Origin of the sequence: Puia dinghuensis (assembly GCF_014642875.1) — a bacterium.
Classification (GTDB): Bacteria; Bacteroidota; Bacteroidia; order Chitinophagales; family Chitinophagaceae; genus Puia; species Puia dinghuensis.
The window spans coordinates 1,258,968-1,280,327 of the sequence record NZ_BMJC01000001.1; the positions used below are offsets into that span (position 1 = coordinate 1,258,968).

A 21,360-nucleotide genomic window follows, 5' to 3' on the forward strand; every position below is an offset into this window, starting at 1 on the left:
TTTATGGTGTCGGTTTCTGTGTCGTCGTTGTTTGCGGTTGCGCCGCCCCTCCCTGGGCGCCACCCGGGTCGGGATGAGGCGGTTTATTCCCCAGCCGCTCTGCAATAGCATTCTCCACGATTTTCTTGGCAATATCCTCCCTTCTTATCAGCTCCTTCCTCACTTTTGGATCGATCTCCTTGCCGCCAAGACCTTCATATTCGGCCCACGACCGGTCCTTCCGGCTTTCATTGACGGCAAGATCGATGCCCATCAGATTTTCTTTCAGGTTGAGCACTTCCACCTGCTGCGCACGCGAAAGTTCGTTAAAACCGGGTAATTTCTCGATCTTACTTACGGGATAAATATGGTCGGGGCTAAGCTTTCCCACCGGTTTATTATAGACAGGATCGATGGGTCGGCCCTTCGCATCGAACTTTGCGTCACCCTCGGCCGAATTGACAAAATCGCGCATCCAGTCCTTGACGGCGGCTTTGCGCAGGTCCGCTTTTACATCCTCACTCAGTTCGGTGCTCCTTTCTATCTCCCGCTGCAGCTCGGTTTGAGCAACTTCTATCTGGGTGTTCAATTTGGCACGCTGTTCCTTCAACGGGTTCAACACGTCTGTCGCCTTGTTCAGGTCATTTTCCAGTTCGTGTACTTTTGCCAATGCGGCTTCCCGCTCCGCGCCCTTCTTATTGGAGACTTGTCTGGAGGCTTCACTATACTTCCTCTGTGCACGATCTACTTCCTTCTGTTGATCGGCAATACGCTTCTCCAATTCCACCCGCTGTGTCTTCAAACCATCTATTTTATCGGCCATTGCTTGCCGTTTGGGCATCGAAGCCTCCGTCGTGGCGATGGCCGACAGCTGCCTGGATTCGGATTCCACCTTTTTAGCCACCTTCTGTGCATCGATCGCTTTGTCCAGCTCGCCCTGCGCCCTGTCCGAATCGGCTTTGGCCGCGGTAGCATCCTCCTTGGCCTGGGCCGCCGCTTGCACGAGTTCTTCTGCTTTCTCCGTCCCCTTGGCTTGTTCGGCCTTTTGTTGCGCTTCCTTCGCTTTCTTGGCCGCTTCGGCCGCAAGTTCTTTCTTGAGTTTGGCAATTTCTTTGGCCGCACGCGTCGTCGTTTCGGCATCCGCCAGCCGGTCGATAGCCCGTTGCAGATCATCCTGGAAATCCTTGGCCTGAGCTTCTAATTTAGCCTGCTTCGTCTGTTGTTCCACTTCTGCCGGGGTGACTGCCTTTCCGGATGCCGCAGCCTTGTCGCCCTCCGCCGCGGGAGTCACCGGTGTATCGGCCACTTGCCCTTTCGGGGCCGGGTCTTTGACCACATCGGCTGCCGGTGGTGGTGGTGGTTGGTCTTTCACCGGCGTGCCCGCTTCGGGCGGCGGAGGCTTCGATGCAGGTGTCCCTTTTTCGGCCGCAGGTGGGGGCGTTGCCGGCGCTTTTTCCACCGGCGGCTGATCTACCGCCGGCTTATTCGCAGGCGTATCGACTGCCGAAGGCGGCGGCAGTTTCTCATTCGGCGCCGGCGGAGGTGCCCCCGGCTTCACCTCAGGCGCATGGATGGTCGTATCCGCAGCCGGCGGCGGTGGCGGAGCCTGCTGTTTGGCCACTGCATCGGCTGCCGGTGGCGGTGGCGGGGGTGCCTGATCTTTGACAGACGTACCCGCCGTGTCGGGTGGCGGCGGAGGTTTCGAACCAGCCGTATCCTTGCTCCCACCTCCCGCGGGTGGCGGCGTCCCTCCCTTCTCCTGCCCTCCCCCTCCATGCGGTGCCGGCAATCCCTTTATCTGCGCACCCTTGCCATGCCCATATCCTTCGATAGCCCCCAACAGCACGTTCATGATCTGAGATTTCGGATCGGTCAGCTCCGTGATCAGCTGATCCAGAAAGGTCCCCCAGGTCATGTTCTGATTTCTGACCTTTGCATAAACGGAATTGACAACCGTCGTAAACGTCACAGCCGCCACGCCATTTATCTCACTCGACACGATCCTCGCCACAATGTGTTTTCCCAGACTCTGCGCCACAGGGTTCTGCCCGATGATCCGGCCCGCCACACCTTCGCCAAGCTTTCCGCCAAACTTGCTCAGGATGGCGGTGACAATGCCATCGATAGCCAGCTTCGCCCAATCGACTTTATCGCCTTCGGCTACCCGCACCCCGGCCTCTCCCACCTGCGCGACAAAAGGAGTCCAGGTGGCAATGGCCCCTGCCGCCGCCGTGCCACCCGCACCAATGTCCGCGGCCGTCAACAGCCCTGCCGCAGCACCGGCCGACGCTATCGTAGCCAGGATGCCCAGCAACAGAAACGAGGCATCCCGCGTATATTCCAGCACGGTAACCGTGGCTTCGCCGGCCGAAATGATGCCTTCCCAATACATCCGGTACATGCCCTTAGCCCTGATGGCGGCCGACTCGCTGTCAGCCAGAAACGCGGCAGCACCAGCATAGTTCTTCACCTTCAGAGCCTCCTGAGCCGCAGCAGCCAGATTCCTCGATTGAGCGACCTCGGCGCGCAGAAACGGACCAGGGTCCTTGATGTTACCGATGAATTTGATTGCGCTTGAAACGATCCAGTGTTTCTTGTCCAGCTCGGACTGGCTGTTATAGCCCGTCTCCGCATACTCGGCTTCACTTGCCGTCCTGCGCAAGCCTTCCTTTATGGCGCCTATGATCCTCGCATTGGCTTCGTCGAGGTCCTTCTGGGTGACAGAGACCGTCTTATTATCGATCTCGACAGTATACATCCCGTTGCCTGTGGGCTTGACATTCTGAATGATCCGGATAGCGTTGATAAGCCGGTCCCGGTCCGATGCTCCCTGCACATTCGGAATGAGGGGATTCCTCAGCTTCTTGGCCATGCCATTCCGCCGGACAGCCTCCGCCTCGATGCGGGTCAACGCCTGGACAAGGCTATCGGTGTCGGGATCGCTTCGCCTGGCACGTTGCATCAGCTCTGTCCGTAACAGGTTGTATTCCTGCTCCAGCTGCGCATCGGTCATCTGCACCGGATTCAACGTCTTGATGAGGGACTCTGCCTGCCGCATCAACCCCGGCCTGCCGGCGCCCTCCACCCGCACGGATGCGCCGCCTGCCGCAGCCGTCGCCACCTGGTCTGCTTCCTGTTCCAGACTGCCCCCTGGCAGGAGGGAAGACGATTCGCCGCCTCCCATATCCTGCTGTATGACATGGGTAAGCTCATGCGCCAGCAAATGCCGCCCCGCAGGCGTCGATGGGTTATATTGACCGCTGCGGAATACAATATCCTGCCCCACCGTATAGGCCAGTGCATTGACGGATTGCGCGGAAGCAGAGGCCCTGCCATCCGTATGCAACCTTACATTGGCGAAGCTATAGCCGAACTGCGGTTCGAAGAAGGCGCGGGTCTCCTCATCCAAAGGCCTCCCGGCAGAGGCGATCACGTCCTGCACAAGCGGTGGCGCCTCATCATGCCTCACCGGCCGCTGTCGCTCGGCTTTCGCCGGCACGGCAGCAACCTTTTGTTTCACCGTAGCAGCAGTAGCCTTATTCATTACACGGTATTTTCTATAAAAGATCACCTGGATCAGAGACCCGGACCGATGTCATTGACAAACGCCGATATATTTATCTTTTTCAACGCCTGCGCAAAGTCGGCAGGCATCTGCACCTTCGCCTTCGCGGCCCTTGCAGAGAAATCCGTTACCAGCGCATCGATCACATCCTTTTGCAGATCTATCTGCTCGTTGTATATCTCGCGCAGGCTGATCGCGATCGGCGCATACGAATAATGCCAGGGTTCCGGATTATACCCGCCCTTCCTGCCCTCCGTATAAGCCTGGAGGAACCCGGCCTTCGACGCGTTCGCCTGCAGCCAGTCACCGAGATCAGAGAACTTGCCTGCCGTCTGCCCTCCGCTGGCAGGCTGCCAGTCCTTGTTCTCTACCGAATTAAAGTCAACATCGGTACCCCAGTGATGACGGGAAGTGCCCGGCAAAGAGGAGAATTGCAGAATGATGTCCAGCCTATCCTTGGAAGGTGTTTTCAGCCACTTATCCTTGTCGACCCCCTTTTTCCGGTTGCCATCCTTAAAGAACTCGTCGGGTAGGGTATCCCATCCACCAGAGCGAGAGCCGGTGAGAAAGAATTTTTCGAAATCGATCTTCGACTGACCGCCCGCGTCATCGCTATCATCGGAGAACGATCGGAAATTGGAGACAACTTTAATTGTCGTAGGCGGTGCCATGGCATTCAAATTGGCGACAGCCGTATCCACCCGCATTTTGATCCGTCGGAAAATATCATTCTTCCTGGACATCCGGCCCGTGAGGAAGCCGACCTGCTCTGCGGCGCTAAATTCCATGATATCGCGAACAATGTCCCGGTCAGCAGCATTGTCGGCTGTCGACGGATCATCCAAAAAAGCCCGCACCGGCCGCAGATATGCCTGCACGGTACGGCTCTCCGTACCCTTTCCCTGGCCCAACGGCATAAATCCCGGCGCCTCCATGGTGATGACGGGTATGTTCTGCCCCGGCTGGGCTTTACCCGGCGCCCAGGCCCCCAGGGAAGTGGCAGCGCTGACCTTCCCGGGCTGGTCCAGCGGATAGACGGGATTGAAGTCTTTCGGCTTAGTGCCCAGCTTGTTGCTGGGAATATCGGTGTCGGGATGCACCACCGTGGTTGCCATTCGTCTTGCCAGGGCTATTGCCTGGGGATCCGTGTTGGGGTCGGCAAATATGCCGCCGCTCTTAAGCTCACTGATGGCGTGCGTAGTGAGGATACGATCCGGCTTGAATTTCTGGATCACGTCCATGACAGCCTTCACTTCAGGCTGGATGGGAGCATTGTCCGTGTTGGCACAACCTTTATCCCCGGCCTTATCGCCCGTCGGAAAATTCCGGTTGAGATCGACGACCTGTCGGTTGCAGCGGTTGCGCCACATCTTTATCCCCGAGAGTTCATCCTCGATAGCGCCCGGATTCACCCGGGGTATGACAAGGGTATTGAAACCAAGACCCTCCGATCCGCCTGGAGCCTTCAGCTCATCTACCAGGGCGTCGGTGATCTCCCAGCCTGGGTGTTCGTCGCCGTGAAACCCACCCAGCACCAGGGCACGCCCTCTTCCCGGCCATAAGGCAGGGAAGAAATGCGCCATCACCGGTAAATTGGAAAGAGGAGGCGTTTTGTCTGGCGGGGGAATCTTCTTCACTGGCATAGTCTTATCCGTTTTTGGATCCAACTGCGAGGGGTAGTCCGCAGCCTTTGCGATCTCCCCGGAAGCATGCCTGTTATACTTAAAGTAAACCAGAGAAAAAGCCGGCGACGACTTGATCCCTGGCAGTGGAAAGGGTTTCTGCGCGAGTACATTGGCATCATCACTAATGGTATCGACATCGAAATCCGGCGCCCGCATAAGGCGGTTACTGTGCTGCTGTGCGACATGGGTCAGCTCATGGGCGATGAGGCTCCGGCCCGTCGTCGATTGCGTTTCATACTGCCCTTTCCCGAAAACGATATGCCGGCCAACCGTATAGGCCCGCGCCGCAACGGCATGCGCCGATTCCGCAGCCCGCTGGTCACGGTGCACCCTTACCCGGCTGAAATCATGGCCAAACCTCGGCTCCATGAATTCCCGCGTCCCCCTGTCCAGCGGCTCCCCCGGACTACGCAACACATCATTAACGATACCCGGGGCCTCCGGGGCCGCCATAGGCCCTGCCCCATCCGTCCCTGTCCGTGTCGAAGCGCCCCCACTTCCTTCACCCTTGCGATGCACCTTCTTGTCCTTGTCGTCCTCCTTGCCCGAACAGTTGGGGCATGTGCCGCCACAGCCGCAGTCCTGGTGACCACCCGGTGAAGGCATCCGCATAACCTTCCCCGCTATCTCGTCGGCTTCCTTCTCATCACTATCGCCAGGCGAGCTGACCCAATGCTTCGCCTGCAGCCCCACCGGCCTGGAATGGACGGCGACCTTACCAAAGTCATACGTCCATTTTTCCGGAGTAAGGCCAGACCCATCCGGCCTTCCTTTCGGCCGCGCCGGCACACTACCGGTCCCGGCGCCAGCCGGCTTCTGAGACAATACTTCCCGCATAACTAATTTTTATTTCGCCAGAATTCTCCCGAACAGAAATCCACATTGCTGCAGACCAACGACAACACCTTCGGCTTCGCCTGCTGGCAGCTGCCGATCCAGAACTCACAACCCAGACGCTTCGAGCTGACCCTGTCCCACAGCTGATAGCGCGGGTTCTCATAATAATGCCGGAAGTCCGCCAGCATACGCAGATACTGCGTGGAGGCATACCAGAAATTACCACAGAAATGGGAGATAGGAGGCATTTCCCGCCAGTTGACGCCGATGAGGTCATAGTTCGGCAGCTGCAGGATGCAAGTCTCCCAATTCTCGACCAGCTCACGCAGCATCAGCCTCCTCCACTTCGCCTTGTTCACGTCGGCGGGATTACTGACTCCCTTGCTGTGCAGGTAAAGCACAAATCCTTCATATCTCCTGGCGAAGCTTTCGATGGCCAGCATGGCCGGTCTTTCAAAATTATTCAGATCCTGCTCCTGGAAAAGAACCTCCACCCGCATATTCAGTTCCCTGGAAAGGGAATCCACCCAACACCGGTCGTCGTCAGAACCCAACAGGGTGAGGTTGACCCTATCGAAACCATTACGATGGAGATACTGCATCTCCTCTTCACACACTTGTTTCCAGTTGTGCATACAGGCTACATGCAGAAACACCTCCACCAGCCGGCGGAGATATTGCGAGACTCCTATCTTGTACTCCACCAGCAGGGGATAGTGGAGTTCATAGCTCAGTTCATCGGGTAGCTTACGCAACAGGGGATGCTGATGCTGGGAGGTGTCGATAACGGCACAGCCCCAGTCCATATCGATCAGCGAACAGCGGTAATACAGCTCGTTGAATAACCGCAACGCCGCCTTCCACACCGTTCCGTTCCAGGCCGTCCCTTCGACATAGTCCTCGGGCCCCCGCTGGTGCCAGGCATCGGGGGGCATACAATCATGGATCACGACGATCCCACCGGGGGTAAGACAGCCCAATGCGTTGCGTACATCCTTCAGTGCCTGTTGCTCCGTATGATAACCATCGACGAAGATGAGGTCGAACTGCTCGAAGTTGCGGGAGAAAAAAGCATTGGAGTCCCCATGGAAGGTGGCGCCGGGCATGCGTCCCACACTCACCTTATAGGCACAGTTCACCCTGTCGAAATGCGCCTCCTTATCCTTGAAACCGATCTCGAGGTAGCTCTGGCCTTTGCGCTGGCGCAGCAATAAATTAATGAGTTGTGTCCTGTTCACGGCATTTTTGTAAAATGATCAGGCTTCCCGTAAGATAAACCTTGTGATATACTCCCGACGCCAGGAGTTCGTTGACAAAAGCCTGCACCCCCGGAGAATAGTCCGCATAGTCATGAAAGGCGGCATAAGCTCCCGGCCGCATCCACGGGGAAAAAAGGGGGAAATCCCGCAGCAGGCTGACGTAGTCATGCAACCCGTCGATAAATAACAGGGAAATGGGTTGTTGCCAGTCGACCGCCAGCCCCACCCGGCCGTCATGGACGTCTATCGAATGGACCATCGCCTGCAAACAGAACGTCTTTATCAACCCCCCGAACAGCACGGTCGATTTGTCACGGCAACATCCTATCTCCACAATATGATGGATATCCTCCGTTTCCTTACAGGCCTTCAGCGTAACCCCGCTCAGCACACCCTCCTCTTCATCACTCAGCCATCCGGCTGTCTTGTGCATCCTGGTGATCAGCGGGACGATGCGCGAAGGAGTCCCGGTATACCCTTTGGCGCGCTTCCGGATATCGGCGCGCAGGGGATCCTCGAATTGGCGCGCTACCGGATGCATCCAGTAGACAGTTGACTTGCCCGTGGCGCATCGGACATCCTCCAGCGTCATGGGCTGCCGATACCTGACGTATTCATAACTGCATGGGTTATTCGCGATGGTATAACCAAGCAGCCGCACAACCGTCGGCAGGATCACTTCCTCCGAAGCCCAGATGGTCGAACGCTGCACCGTCTGCTGTAATAATTTGTTCTCCCTGAACACGCGGGTCAGGTCGCGGATGGCATCGGCCATAAACACAGTGGAAGGCCAGAAGGTCCAGTGGACAAAAGCATTTTCCCCGTTTGGAAAACTGTCGAGCAGCGGTTTCCATAATCCGTATTCCCGCCAGGCCTGTGCGGCGATCTTGTTGCTGTTGTCTTCGCGGGCAACCCTCGAACACTGACTGGAGAGCATCCCGATCCCGGCGCGGGAAGGCAGGGACTGCCCGAGGAAATGGGAATAGCCGCTCCGGACGGCCAGCTGGTCTGAATCGACGATCGTCAGCGTGTCGAAGGTGAAATTCGCCAGCGCGAATTCCATACATCGAAGGGCGAAAGAATGCAGATACCCCCATTTCATGGGTACGGGGTTGGGATAGATATGCGCCCCGTATGACCCAAGCAAGGAATGATCCTGCAACAGCCGCTGGTCCTCACCGCCATTATATAACAGGATGAGGGAGTCGGGGTCATGGTGATGCAGGTTGCGCACCAGGTCGATGACAGCCTCACGCTTCTCGTGCACCAGGCAAGCATAAATATTTTTTAAGGGCGCCCATCCCGGAGCCGGTGCCCGTCCCGGAGCCAGCGCCTGTCCCCCGGCCACCGCCGGCACGCTAACCGGCGCCGCACCAGACTCGGCACTCTCAGCCTGTCCCCCGGCGTGATAATAGGCCCAGTCTTCCTTCATGATGTGCTGTATCTCCTCTACGGGATGAGGATGCCACCAGGGGCCTTCCGTCTTTTTGGGGCTGACATTCCGGTCATGGATCATATGCACGGAGATGGACACATCAGGCAATACCGTGATGCGGTCGGCAGTCGTGCTCCAGACGAATAACCCGTCCATTCCTACATCGATGTCCGCAAAGCGATGGGCCTCCCAGAATTTTTTTCGGTAGCACAGCGAGCTCCCGATGAGCCACACCCGCTGGTCGCTGGGATAGACGTACTGATGGGCGCGATGATGACGCAGATCGTAATAGAGCAGCCGGTTGATGCCGCAGATATCGGTCTGCGCATGCAGCAAAGACTCCACCTGGTATTGCAGGCGGCGAACGGCATACCAGTCGTCGTCGTCCCAATGAGCGATGATATCGCCCCGGGCATATCCACAGGCCAGGTTCAATTTGGCGCCCAGCGTCATCTTCCGGGGAAACCGGTAATACCGGATATTCTCCGCCTCCGGCACCAGGTCCGTTACGGGATCCTCCCCGTCGTCGATAATGATCAATTCCTTCGCTTCATAGCCCTGCCGCAAAAAATACCGGATGGCATGCGGAACAAACTCCCGCCGGTTGTAGGTGGGCATGATGCACGAAAGAAAGGGTTGTTGCGTCTGGCTGATCATGTGGAGGATTTACCTTTCAACAACGCCTTGATCTCACTCTGGTCTCTCCGGATGGCATCCAGCTCCTGCAACAAAATGGCGATCTGCTGATCCTTCTGCGCAAGCGCCTGCCTGTTCGCCGAAATTTCGGTCTGCATGGCTTTCATATCCGTATGCACAATGGGAGCACCCGGCGCAAGGGGATTCCCGGGCACATTCGTCACGGGCGTCGCAGACGTAGTGGCAGTCACCACCGAATAATACTTCACCGTCCCATTCACCTCGTATAGGTTCACCTTTTGCCCGGACTTCAACGGCGGTATCGCACCTGTCATCATCTTCAACGAGCTCGAATCCATCGACGGGCGATAGGGCAGCACCTCATTCACTTGTATATTCTGCGCGCGTAAATTGCTGGTAGCGGTCGCCACATCCTTGTTTACAACAGCATTGCGGCTCATGTTCACCTTCAGCGGCGTCAGGTTGATGTTCTTGATGTAGTTCGACACCATATCCCCTACCATACCCCAGGTGCCACTCAAAGTCGTCTTCCCCTCATTGAAAACACCCAAAAAGTCCGATTTCTGCACAAAATTCGCGATGTTCAACGCCTGCCGGGCGCCGAGGCGGTCCTTGCCGGAAACAGTCTGCACCTGCGTATACAGGTAAATGGTCACATCTTCCTGCATCTTGCTGTTCCAGATGACATAATCGGCCGTATTGCCAAGCAGGTTCTTTCCATCCGCATCGTATACTTTAAAATAGAGGTCCGGCGGAGCGGGAAAATTATACTGCCGATATTCGATCCTGATAGTGAACCGGCCATTGCTGTCCGTGGTAGCCTTGCCCAGCGCGACGGTGATCTTGTTGGATGCGTCCCAGGCTTGCACGGTCAGCCCGTTCCTGCCCCGGTTGGTGGCCCGGTCGAGTACTTCACCGGTTACTTCCATCGGAGATTCATTGATAGCTGCCATAATTATTTCATTTTAGAGGTTGCTCCCATAACTGTACAACAGAACCGCGTCAGCGATTCCCTGACCACGGGCACTATCGGTATCGTCGAAAGCCAGTAGCCCACCGTCCTGAACGTCTTTACATATTTCCGCTTCCGGAAATTGCATATCTTATACACCCTGTTGCGCCGTATCTCCACACACCCGAGATAGATCTTCTCACCTGGCGTACAGGTGGGGCAGTCGATGAGGAATCGATCGCAGAAACTATCCTTAAAGAACTGCAGGAGGTGATGCAGCAGGTCCTGATAGGCGTCGAGTACCCCGGTGCGGTAGACATTGATGCTGTCGGTCGTCGACGGCGGATCGAGCGTATAGTCAGGCGGTGACGAGGTGTTGAAGACCTGGCTGAAATTGATCACGGTAAGGGTATTGACGAACATATTCAGCACGTACCCCGTAGACCCATCCGCACTCACCGCAACAGCCATGGGATAAATCTGCACAGGTATCCGGAAACCACTGCCCGCGGAGAGGTTGTTCAGATTGAGTCGGGCCGCCTTACACTGATCCGACATCGTTACCAGCAGGTAGTTACCGGTCACCGCCAGCCGGTTGTACGAATTTTGATCATTAAGAACAAGAGTGGTAAAAGGATTCGGGCCCGCGATCATATCTTCCAGTCCTAGTATCCAGCCCAGCGCCTTATGTCCGCTCCCGCCGGGGTCGTTACCGGTGACTAAAAGATATTCATTGCTGTACAACAGGTCGTTCTCCGCATCTACCCCGCTAAAGGGATGGCTTTGATAGTTGCCGCCCAGCAGGGTGGCGTTGGGGTCCATCGCAAAGATGATGATCTGGTCGAACGAGGTTTGTACCCCGCTCTGGTCCGACATCGCCGCAAAGATATACATGCCGTTGGGCTGATACCACGAGAACAGACCCGTGGCATTGAACACAGGCCCTATCTGTTTCGTAGCGAAAGCCGATGTTCCAATGGCCGAGATCTGGAAAAAGCCTTTGGTGACAACCGTCCCATACAGACTGATCGGGCTCGGCGGCGCCGGCGGTGACAGTGGCGCAGCAGCGGCGGATGCCCCTGGTGAAAATCCTATCCGCGCAAATTGTGTGGCGCAGGCCACGGAGGTAGACCCCCAGGTATAGGTGCCGCCTGCGGCAATGGTTGCAATGGCAAAATACGAGTCCAGGTTGTTCAGCACACCCAGCACCACCAGCTGCGTCCCATCAGGAGAGATGGCGATATCCTGGATGACGATGCTCGTGCTGGCTGGGAAGGTAAGGATATTCAGCAGCTGCATCGAAGCAAGATCATACATGTACACTACATTGCCGTTACCGGACGTATAGGCATATTGGCCGTCGGGACTGATCTGCAGCCGGTAATGGGTCTGCAACGGCGCACCGAATATCGTTTGCATCCCTGGGGCAATAGTATAGTCGGGAAAAGACCGGTCTCCGTCGAACATCCCGCAAAAGGTCTGGCTGGTCAGCAAGGTCTTCAGATCCTGGTAAAGACAATATAACAGCTGGTCTTCGTATTGTATCTCGACGCCACTACCCGTACAGTCGCTGCGCGTGCCTTGCACTCCGCTGAGAAAAGCGTATGGACCGCTGGCAGAGTTCAGCACCTGCGCCAGCAGGTTCAGCAAAGCCGTAAGCCGCCGCTGGCCTACAGGCACAGGAGCCACCGGCGTCAGCGAACCAAACTGCATCTTGATAAAGCTGATCAATTTCCCTACCGAATCGTCGTAAAAATCCTTTAGCAGCGTCCCTTCCAGCACCTCCTCCCAGAATGGCCGCTTGACATATTTCTCTACGGAAAAGGTAGGGGTGCCCGTCCCGCTGTTCAATATCAGGGCAACAGCTCCGCTGCCCTCGCCATTCAGATATTGTCTGGACGCTTCTACAATGGGATAGGTCGCCTGCTGCTTTATCCGGATAACATTGCCCTCACAGTCGATGGCATACCCTTGCTTTATCGTGACGGTTTGCCGCAGATAGCCACACACCACCTGCAGCCCACAGACGACCCCCGTTCCATGAAGGTACTTGTTGTGGTCCCGCATATTGTTGGCCGCACAAAGCTGGTCCAGGGCCTCTTGTACATTGACGGCGCCCGCCAGGTCACAGGTGCTGTTATTGAACTTTACATCTGAGGCATCGATCTCCGTGAGAGGCGGGAATTGACGCCGGCAATCCTGCGGGGTTATCACCCCCCCGCTCACTTCGATCAGCGCCAGCCGGCAATAGTAATGATGAACTCCCATCGGCGGCTGCGCAATAGGGCTGGCCGCGGTCTCCGGAGTAAAAGGAGGCCATTCGATATTACCCGTCGCCGTGCGCGCCGGTATCATCCAGAAATCGCCGGGGCAGTATGTTCCATCATGAAACTGTATCTGGATGCCGTTCTCCAGGTCGATCCAGCTGCCGCCCTGCATTTTCATACCATCCGCAGAGGCATTGGTGGACTGGTCCCAACGCCGGAGTTTTAGCCCGGCCAGACCATTGTATTGCTCCACCGGGTCGCTCACCAGCACTTGCATCCCGCCAGGGGTAGGGGTAATGTCCTGGATGGTAACGAGGGGGTTGGGTTTCCGATCGAGCGTCGACTCATCATCGACGACCTCTACCCATTGCCCATAGCCGAAACTCAGGGTCGCATTATCCCTGCCCAGGTCGGCGACGGTGATGGTCTTATTATCGATATCATCGATGATGGTTTCCACCGTGGCATTGTCCCGCGACCATTTAAAGGTAGCCGTGGCCAACGGGCCGCCGTTCTGCACTTCGACGCGATAGAGCTGGTTCTCCAGTCCCCTATAGCCCGAGGTCGGGGGCAGCACACAGGGGTTGGTAGGGTTAGCGGGCGTGACGACCCGGGCATTCATCCTGCCCGTCGGTCCGGCGATCTTTTGCTGCCAACCAGGGAAATAAGTGTCGCAGGTGACATCTCCACTCACCGGCTGGGGTAGCTGCCACAGCTTCACCTGCCACACATTCTGCATCCGGATGGCCGTATCCGCTTCGCCCAGCGCCACCTCATGTATATGAGGGTCGTCATGGAAATTCACCTCCCGCTGCCAGGCATCCAGGTAGACAAGGTAAACCCCGTCCTGTAGGGTGGTCACGGGAGGGCTCGACGGGGGACTGTCGGGCGGACTCGACAATGGACTGCCGGACGCACTGCCCGAACTCGCGGAACCGCCGCCGGCGCCACCCCCGGCAATATCGAAATAGCTCAGGTCAGGGTCAGGGTAATAAGGCTGATGTAAATACGTAGCCGCGGTGATCGTCTTCTCGAGTTCGCACAACAATCCGCCGACATAGATCCTGCCGGGCGATATTGTCAGGTCGCCACCACCCGCCACAGCGCCGATCTTGAATCCACCGCCTTTTTTAGGGACACCGGAAGTCCCGATCGTATCGACGGCTTCCGTCATGGTCCGGTGGCGTTCGATCTGCCATTGTTCGTTCCAGTCCGCATCCGTCTGTACGCGGCCCTGCTGAATGAGCACACCGCTGTAATGCTTCTCTTGTACAAATGAGTTACGTGAAGTATCTAGGGCCATAGTCTTAGCATTTAATATGAATAGGTTTATGAGGCACAAAAGATGCCCGCCTCCATGCTGAAGCGCAGGTATTCATCCAGTCGCGACTGCAGGTTAGCGATGCGTTGGGGTTGATAAAGAAGGTGAAAAGCGCCCATCTCCGCTCCGTCGTCAGCCCCCTGGCTGATGGCCACGGGACAGATAGCGCTCAACTGATAATAGCCCGGATCCCCATACCGCAGGGAGGTGAACGCGGGCTGCACCGTCACCGCCACGGCAGAACTTGCCGGTTGACAATGATAAGGCCTCGGGATACGCGAACCCGGCGGAAAATACGAGAACCGGGCACACCCTTGTTGCAGCCGTTCGGCCAGGACGGGTCCGGGCCAGGTATCATACTGCGACAGCCGCGAACGGAAAATGCTGTCGGAGGCATTTAAGATCATAGTATATACTTTACCGTTAATAGTGCTGTTGATGGTATTCAGGCTGGCGCCGGGCCCCTGTCCCGAGAGGTCGGCAAAAGCGACTTCCGTCTCCTGCCCCGCATCCAGTATGCTGTTGGTGATGCTGATAGTCGACCCGCCCACAGCCAATACCCTGCCCAGGATACAGCGGTCGACCGAGATCAGGATATCGGGCACCTCAGCCACCAGCCTGGGCAGAACAGGCTGGGCCGCTATCGGGCCGATGGCGGGTGTCGCCCCGGGCACCAGCGTACAGTGTTGCAGCGTGACGCTATGTAATGCATTGGACCCACCGGTGGGACCCAGCAATGGCATATGCAGATAGCCTCCGGCGATGAGGAATCCATTGAGATGAAAGGCCGCCTCCGCACCTCCATAGACCTCCAACGCACCGTTGAGCACCAGTACAGGCCGGCATTCGTCGGCAGCCCGCAATTCGATCGTGGCGGCAGCAGCGATATGCACCACCGGCGTCTCGAAATAATACCGGTTGCCCTCTACTTCCACGACACCTCCCGACACCGCCAGAAGATCGAGCGCGCTTTGTATCGTCGGCATATCGGTGGGCACACGTACTACCGTGGCTGGTCCGGTAGCGAATGTGGCCGATCGGCTGTATTCACCACCGCCGATATCGGCCGTCCATCCATAGTGATAGCTTGCCAGGACGTCGGCAGGTGGCGCCTGCGTCGCGGGAAAGGCCAGTCGCCCCCGCAGCGGGTCGATGGCCACCTTGTCCTGTGGCAGATTGTACCAGCCGGTCACCTGACCCGAAGCATCCCGCAGATCACCCAGATCGCAGATGGAGATATTTTCGGCCGCCACAGGCTGGCCTCCGGCATATATTGCCAGGCTCTTTCCCGTTCCGTAATAGGTGGACAGCCCCCTGTGAAGTACAGGCCGCAACAACGGCATCGGCACGTTGAGGGGCGTGGCAAGCGTAGTGATCGTTTCCTCGGACACGGGCAGGTTGTACAAAGCCCTGTCCATACCCAGCGCATCGAAGGTATAGCGCCGCATATCCACCTGGTATGGGGTCGCCATCGTCAGGGGATAGCTGTTGACACGCCAGAGAAAGACCCCCAGGTTGGGAATATTGTATTTACCCCGCAGGCTCCCGATACGCCGGACTTCAGCCGTATGCGGAGCCCGGTCGAAGGGGGTATTGAGCCAGGTCAGCATCGGGCGATCACGGAGATCGATATACGATCGGTTGTCCGGTCGCAGATGATTCATGTATTGCGTGGTACAGAGCCATTTAAAATACTCGACGACACTGGCATTCCATCCCGTTACATCCCGCGCCAGTTGTTCCACCACCGATGCCGTGCCCTTGCGGCGCCGGTAGCCGATGGTATTGGCGACGACGGGCCGCTGGCTAAAAGGCGCATCCGTTGCAGGCAGCAGCCCCTTCGTACCGATAAGGTCGCCGATATATGGCACCACCCACTCGGCACAGGTCTCGATAAACAGGTCGTCGTACAGCTGATCGAGGTTCTCATCCAATACGGCGATCTGCCCGGCAAGGATGGAGACCAGGGCCTTCAGCGGTCCACGTTGCAGTTCATCGATCTGCAGACGAAGCCCATCCGCGGCCTCTCCATCGGGGTCCACCGCTTCCACTGCCTGCAGTTGCAGGGCCGCAATGGCCGCCCGCACCTGCGGCGTCAGCAGGGACTGGCCAACCGCACTGTCCCGTATCCGGTACAACGACGGTAGCAATTCATACAAGGTTTTCAGATCAAAGCTCATGATGTGATCAAATTTATTTGCAGGTTCGAAGGGTCGATCATCAATAACTGGGCGGGGGTGGCGGAATAAGCGCCAGGCTGGGGCATACTGGCATCCAGTCTGTTTTTGATAGAGGGCGTGGCATCGGTGGACAGGTTGAAAGCGATCATATCCACGGCCACCACTCCTGTAACATCCTGTGCGACGGCTATGACTTCACTCAACGCCACCGGCTGGCCGAATGCCCGCTGGGCAAAGGAAAACCCTCCCAGCAAAGCCTTCTCCACCGCCGTCTGGACATCAGCCGCAATGTGAATAGGGTCCGGGATGATATTGGCTTGCAACAGAAAGAAGATCGGTTGATAGGACACGATCGTAACAGGCACATCGGGATCACCCGCCTCCAGGATGGCTTCTTTCAGATCGGTATACAGCGTGCTGGTAACATCGATGGCGGCGCCGTTGACACCCGCCAGCGTAAGATAGATGCACCGTTTCTGGGCATGCCAGGTCCAGGTAGCCAGCGCCTTGCCGATGCCCGCATAAGCCGCGGCAAAATCCTGGTAGTCTTCCAGCGAAACCACCCGGTCGAGGGTCATGATCGTCAGCGTAGCATGCATCCGGCCATCCGACAACCCCTCGGCATTGGCAGCACCATTGGCCGGGAGGGAGTTAGTCACCGACTTGACGCCTGGTGGCTTATTGGTCAGCTGGGTCAGCTGGTTGGCGCCCACCAGTCCCGGCAGCCCGATACCCTGGCGGTAGGTGGCCTTGATATTACCTGCACCGGTCGGCAGCCGGGCGCCGGTGACCCCATCGCCAAAGGTGACGGTCGTCATTCCGGATGCATCCTGCCGGGTGATATAGATCATCTCGCCCGGCCCATGGCCATAGAAATAGGGCACCTCCTTCCAAAGAAGATCGTTGACATAGATCACCAGCGTGGATATAATGCCGGCAGGTGTGGCGGCAGTGATGTAAGTAAGCGGCGATTGCTTCAGCTGAAAGGACTGAAAGACCTGGGTGGCATCACCGCCGCCAAGCGTCTCCTTTATCGTCATCCCGTGCGTAGCCATCGCCACATTGGCATTGATGGTCACGGACGATCGGACATAGCTATAGGTCAGGTTATCGACAAAGGTGAGTACGGTATATCCCTGTACGATGCTCACATCCTGCAAGGTGGCAGCCTCACTGGCCACCGTACCCGCCAAATCGCTTCGGCTACCGGAGAGAAGGATCACTTGCCCGTCCAGCAAGCCTGGGTAAAATCCATTCAATACTAATTGATTCCCCGTCACCGCCGAAGGGTCGGGAGTATCCGCGAGTGTCAGTAGCTCGCTCTGGGCATATACGGTGACCTGGCGGATCAGCGAAAGCAGCGGGGTCGACGCGCCCGACCAGGGAACATTTGCATCCAGGGACAAAGTCGTCGTCTTCGTGCTAAGCCCATAGGCCGTTCGTGAGCCCACATCCGCGCTGATGACCCCGAACACCGGCGCCTGATCGATCGCAACAGGCTGGGATGAGGCGTCCGGCTGTTGTATCCCGATATGGCTTCCGGCCAGTATTCCGCTGTAGGCGGCATCCAGGTATAACAGCGTACCCGTGTCCGTCAATGTCCACTCCTGCCAGGCGGAGGGTGGGTTCAGCTGGCCATTGGAATTATACGTCACTTGTAACGGAGCATTATATCCGAAGACGAGTGCCTGCTTACGCATGGCATACACCTGGGTGCCATAGGGGGTCGGTTGCGCCAGGGCATTCCTGACAGCTGCGACCAGGTCTTCCATCGACCACTGCCGCATCTGCATAATAGTAAGGATGTCAGCCGCCTCCCATTGCCGGGCCATGATACTGGAGACAAGGTCTGCAAAGCCCATATCCGGCCCGAAACCGCTAAGGCTGCCGGCAGGGACCATCTCCACGATCGTCGCACCGGCATCGCTCACCATAGTCGTTACATCGGCCAGCGTCACCGAGGTGGTCTGAGATAAGACACCGGGGGATATCGCCGCTACCTTCCGCATTTTACGCTGGTTGCTGGCATCGACGATCAGCACGATGTCCCCGACATTCAACGCAGTCGATAGCCCACGGAAAAGGATGCCCGTGCTATCGACACTCACCACCTGGGGAGAGGTGAGCCGGGGCGTCAGCGCATTCCATTCCACCCTTGCCGTAATGCCTTCTATCGTCTCGAAGGTCTGTGCTTGCTGACCCGGTGCAGGCACACTCTGCACCTGCGTCCCCGTGGGGATCATCACGGGCGGCTGGATGGCCGGGGCAGTGGCATTTGGGGTAGGGATAGGCGATGCGCTGTTGACAATAAAACTCAGGTAAACATCAGCGGCAACTCCGGGCCGCAGTTCATACCCTATGAGCCGGGCCAGTTCTATGACGGAAAGCTGCTCGATGGCCGTCCGCAGATAGGACTCATTGGCGATGCGCTCCTGATAAAAGGTGAGCACATCGGCCACAGTGGCCCAGGCATCCAGCAAGGCGATGGTAAAGTCATCATCGTTGCGCGTGGTCAGGCCATATAAAGCTGGTTGTCCGGAGGTCGCCAGCCCGGCCAGCATACTCTCCAAAAAGGTCGGCTGCGTGCCTACCCGGTAGGCAATGGCATTCAACCCGGGAAGGTTACTCACCAGTCCCGGTGTTTGCAGGGAGAGGCCCGCACAGGCGCCACAGGTCGTCGAATCGCTCATACGGTATTCATGGTTAGTTTGAAAATGCCCCTGTCGGGGTAATTGCGATCATTGTCCAGCCGCGGTATCTCCAGCCGGTGCATCTCTAGCTTCCCTGCTGCTATCCCGTTGGAATATTTATCGCCCTGGCGACGGAATCGGGTGATCTTTACACTGCTTACTCCGGCCGTTTGCTGCGCAGCCGCATACAGTGGACTGAGGTATACCGTCTGCCCGAAACCGAAATTCCCCGGATAGAAGACACCACGCGTCCCATCGGGCAGGATTTTGTTGCTGAACACCGCCAGCAGTGCCTCCTTTACATTGGCGGCGAAATAGCCCGCCGCTACACACACCGTCATATGGATCTCGAGCGACACATAAACAGACGCATCGACATCCAGGTCCTGCCCGGCCATCCGGTACCGGTCCATACAGTTCAACAGCGATTGCTTAAAAGTATCATCTACATGCACCATCGGAGTGGGGTCTACCGACAGAAAAGCCGTCCGCCAGCTGCCGGTCCACCTGAACGTACAGGCAGCAACTTGTATCCCGGGATTGCAGGTCTGGGCGAAATCGGCATAATCCTGTGCCGTAACGGCCCGCTCCTGGGTCCGAAAGGCATCGGGTGCATTCTGGCTGGCCGTATCCATAGACTCGGGCTCTACCCCACCCTGCGCGGGAAGGGGATTGGTGATCATGCCCGTCTGCGGGATGCTGCTAAGCAGCGCCGTATCGCTGGTAACCAGGTAGGCTATCGTTCCTGCGCCAATATTCCCGCTTGCGCCATTACCGATACGATAGGTAGCCATGAATCGACTGCCGGAGACGGGCCGCATGCCCTGCAGCCCATTGCCAAATCGGATTTGTGTTGATCCGTCTGATTCGACCTCGGCTACAAACGACAAGGTATCGGCGGCACTGCCCAACAGGTCGCGCAACGGCGTCCATGTGAAGACACCAGGCTCTCCCGCAACGGTCTGCGTCAGGGTGATCGCCGGGGCGGCGCTCTCCACCGTCCATTGCATACAGGCAGCCGCCGATGACAGCGCAACAGTAGCATCGAAAGGTGCGGCCTGCGTCAACGGCCCCCGAGAAAGCAAAGGATTGAACCGGGGCGGCGTAGGAGTCGCCACGGGCGTATTGCAATGGTCGGCGCACGAACCCGTCATAATAGTTAGCGCGGGGTCGGGTTGAGCGACGACCGATGGCGCAAGCGAAGAAGTTGTCGTATCCTGGATGGTGCTCCCGTAATCCGCCAGCACGATATTGCCAAGGGCCACGCTTACATTGTCGTAATAGTGCGTACCCACCAGGGAAGAGATGCACAACGGCGCCGGTAAGGCATCGGCCGCTGCCCAGCTGATCTCCGTCACAGCCACCCCATACAAGGGGTCGGACGAAGCCGTCACCGACGAGAGACATACGGGATACCGGTGCGTTGGATCGGCATCCGCCGCCGCACCTGTCTGTGGCCCCAACACCTCCTGTAGTATCAGCACCTGCCCCACCTGCAGATAGGGATGGCTGCCTGCCAGCGTAGCGGTTACAGCGCCTTGGGGCAGACAGCACTGGCTATCCCCCCAGGTATAAAAAAGCAATTGGTTATGATCGGTATACAACTGCACATCCTGCATCGGCTCGAACACCAGGGAGCCGGCGATCAACGCCGTCTGATAAAAAGCATCGGTTGGCCGGAAAACGGAAAGGCCGGCAGGAAGCGCGCTCACCTGGGTCAATAGCTGCGTGACGGCGCCGTTGAAAGTTCTCGTCAGCGGAAACCCAACAACACCCGGTCCCACCCTCACTTGTACCCATACCCGCGAATTACATCCGTCGTGCATAAAATAGTCGACAAGCCGGACATGCCTGCGGACGGATATCCGCCGGCGTGCAGTATGCAGATAGGCTTCCGTGGCAATGGCATCCTGCTTATAGCTGAGATAGTCGCCGACATAGGAAAGCATCTCCACCAGAACAATGCCCAGATCGGCAGCATGCCGCTCTGTCCAGTCGGGTACAAGCAGCGACAACCGGTCGAGCATCAGCTGCCGGAAGCTGGCATAGTCCTTCGCCACATAGTTGATGGCCGGGGCCTTTTGCGGCCCGGGTGCACAATCACAGGCGGGCTGACAATCGAAATCGCTCGGGCACGCGACCTTAAAACAAAAATCGATGGAAGAGAGGATAGGGTCGAAACCCGTCGGCGGAGCGTCCTGCTCGTGCTCCACGCTCTGCACTATTTGAAGGGTATAGGTAGAGAAGTCTCCAGCCTTGGCTACCTGGACGGACAGTACCTGGCTCTGTGCGACCGTCACGGCCGTCACCTGGATGTTTTGGATCCTGTCCCCGCCGGTAATGAGGATATTATCCACCGTAAGGCTCCCGGCCGTCAGCGGCTTCAGGAAATAGACGAATAGCTTCGTCTGGCGCTCATCGTATGGATCACCCGGGTTATCCATCACTTCCAGGAAATCGATGCCGTTCAGCACTGGATGTGCAAGGACATCGTCACGACGGGGATTATTACAACAACTATACTTCATAGATC

Annotated in this window: 9 protein-coding genes; all 9 read right to left on the reverse strand. The window is 57.4% G+C overall.

Annotation, left to right across the window (positions count from 1 at the left end; translation table 11 throughout):
- Nucleotide 1 precedes the first annotated feature (1 nt).
- From IEY39_RS30055 to IEY39_RS05010, 9 genes are read right to left on the reverse strand one after another with little or no spacing between them, the layout of a single operon-like run.
- Nucleotides 2-3,523, reverse strand: coding sequence for an eCIS core domain-containing protein (locus tag IEY39_RS30055; RefSeq protein WP_262892845.1), 3,522 nt, complete (start codon nt 3,521-3,523; stop codon nt 2-4).
- A gap of 32 nt (nt 3,524-3,555) precedes the next feature.
- Nucleotides 3,556-6,066, reverse strand: coding sequence for an eCIS core domain-containing protein (locus tag IEY39_RS29720; RefSeq protein WP_229688774.1), 2,511 nt, complete (start codon nt 6,064-6,066; stop codon nt 3,556-3,558).
- A gap of 2 nt (nt 6,067-6,068) precedes the next feature.
- Nucleotides 6,069-7,304, reverse strand: coding sequence for a class I SAM-dependent methyltransferase (locus IEY39_RS04980; protein WP_188929103.1), 1,236 nt, complete (start codon nt 7,302-7,304; stop codon nt 6,069-6,071).
- Nucleotides 7,282-9,417 (reverse strand): glycosyltransferase, encoded by a 2,136-nt coding sequence (locus IEY39_RS04985; RefSeq protein WP_188929105.1) that lies wholly within the window; start codon nt 9,415-9,417, stop codon nt 7,282-7,284. Before IEY39_RS04985 ends, IEY39_RS04980 begins: the two co-directional genes overlap by 23 nt.
- The gene (locus IEY39_RS04990; protein ID WP_188929107.1) at nt 9,414-10,370 is read right to left on the reverse strand and encodes a hypothetical protein; all 957 of its coding nucleotides are present in this window, start codon (nt 10,368-10,370) and stop codon (nt 9,414-9,416) included. The genes IEY39_RS04985 and IEY39_RS04990 overlap by 4 nt, the downstream gene beginning before the upstream one ends.
- 2 nt (nt 10,371-10,372) lie before the next feature.
- Nucleotides 10,373-13,939 (reverse strand): DUF6519 domain-containing protein, encoded by a 3,567-nt coding sequence (locus IEY39_RS04995; protein ID WP_188929109.1) that lies wholly within the window; start codon nt 13,937-13,939, stop codon nt 10,373-10,375.
- Nucleotides 13,940-13,965: 26 nt separating this feature from the next.
- Nucleotides 13,966-16,137, reverse strand: coding sequence for a hypothetical protein (locus tag IEY39_RS05000; protein WP_188929111.1), 2,172 nt, complete (start codon nt 16,135-16,137; stop codon nt 13,966-13,968).
- Nucleotides 16,134-18,827, reverse strand: coding sequence for a putative baseplate assembly protein (locus tag IEY39_RS05005; protein WP_188929113.1), 2,694 nt, complete (start codon nt 18,825-18,827; stop codon nt 16,134-16,136). The genes IEY39_RS05000 and IEY39_RS05005 overlap by 4 nt, the downstream gene beginning before the upstream one ends.
- Nucleotides 18,824-21,355 (reverse strand): baseplate J/gp47 family protein, encoded by a 2,532-nt coding sequence (locus tag IEY39_RS05010; protein ID WP_188929115.1) that lies wholly within the window; start codon nt 21,353-21,355, stop codon nt 18,824-18,826. Before IEY39_RS05010 ends, IEY39_RS05005 begins: the two co-directional genes overlap by 4 nt.
- Between the last annotated feature and the right edge of the window lie 5 nt (nt 21,356-21,360).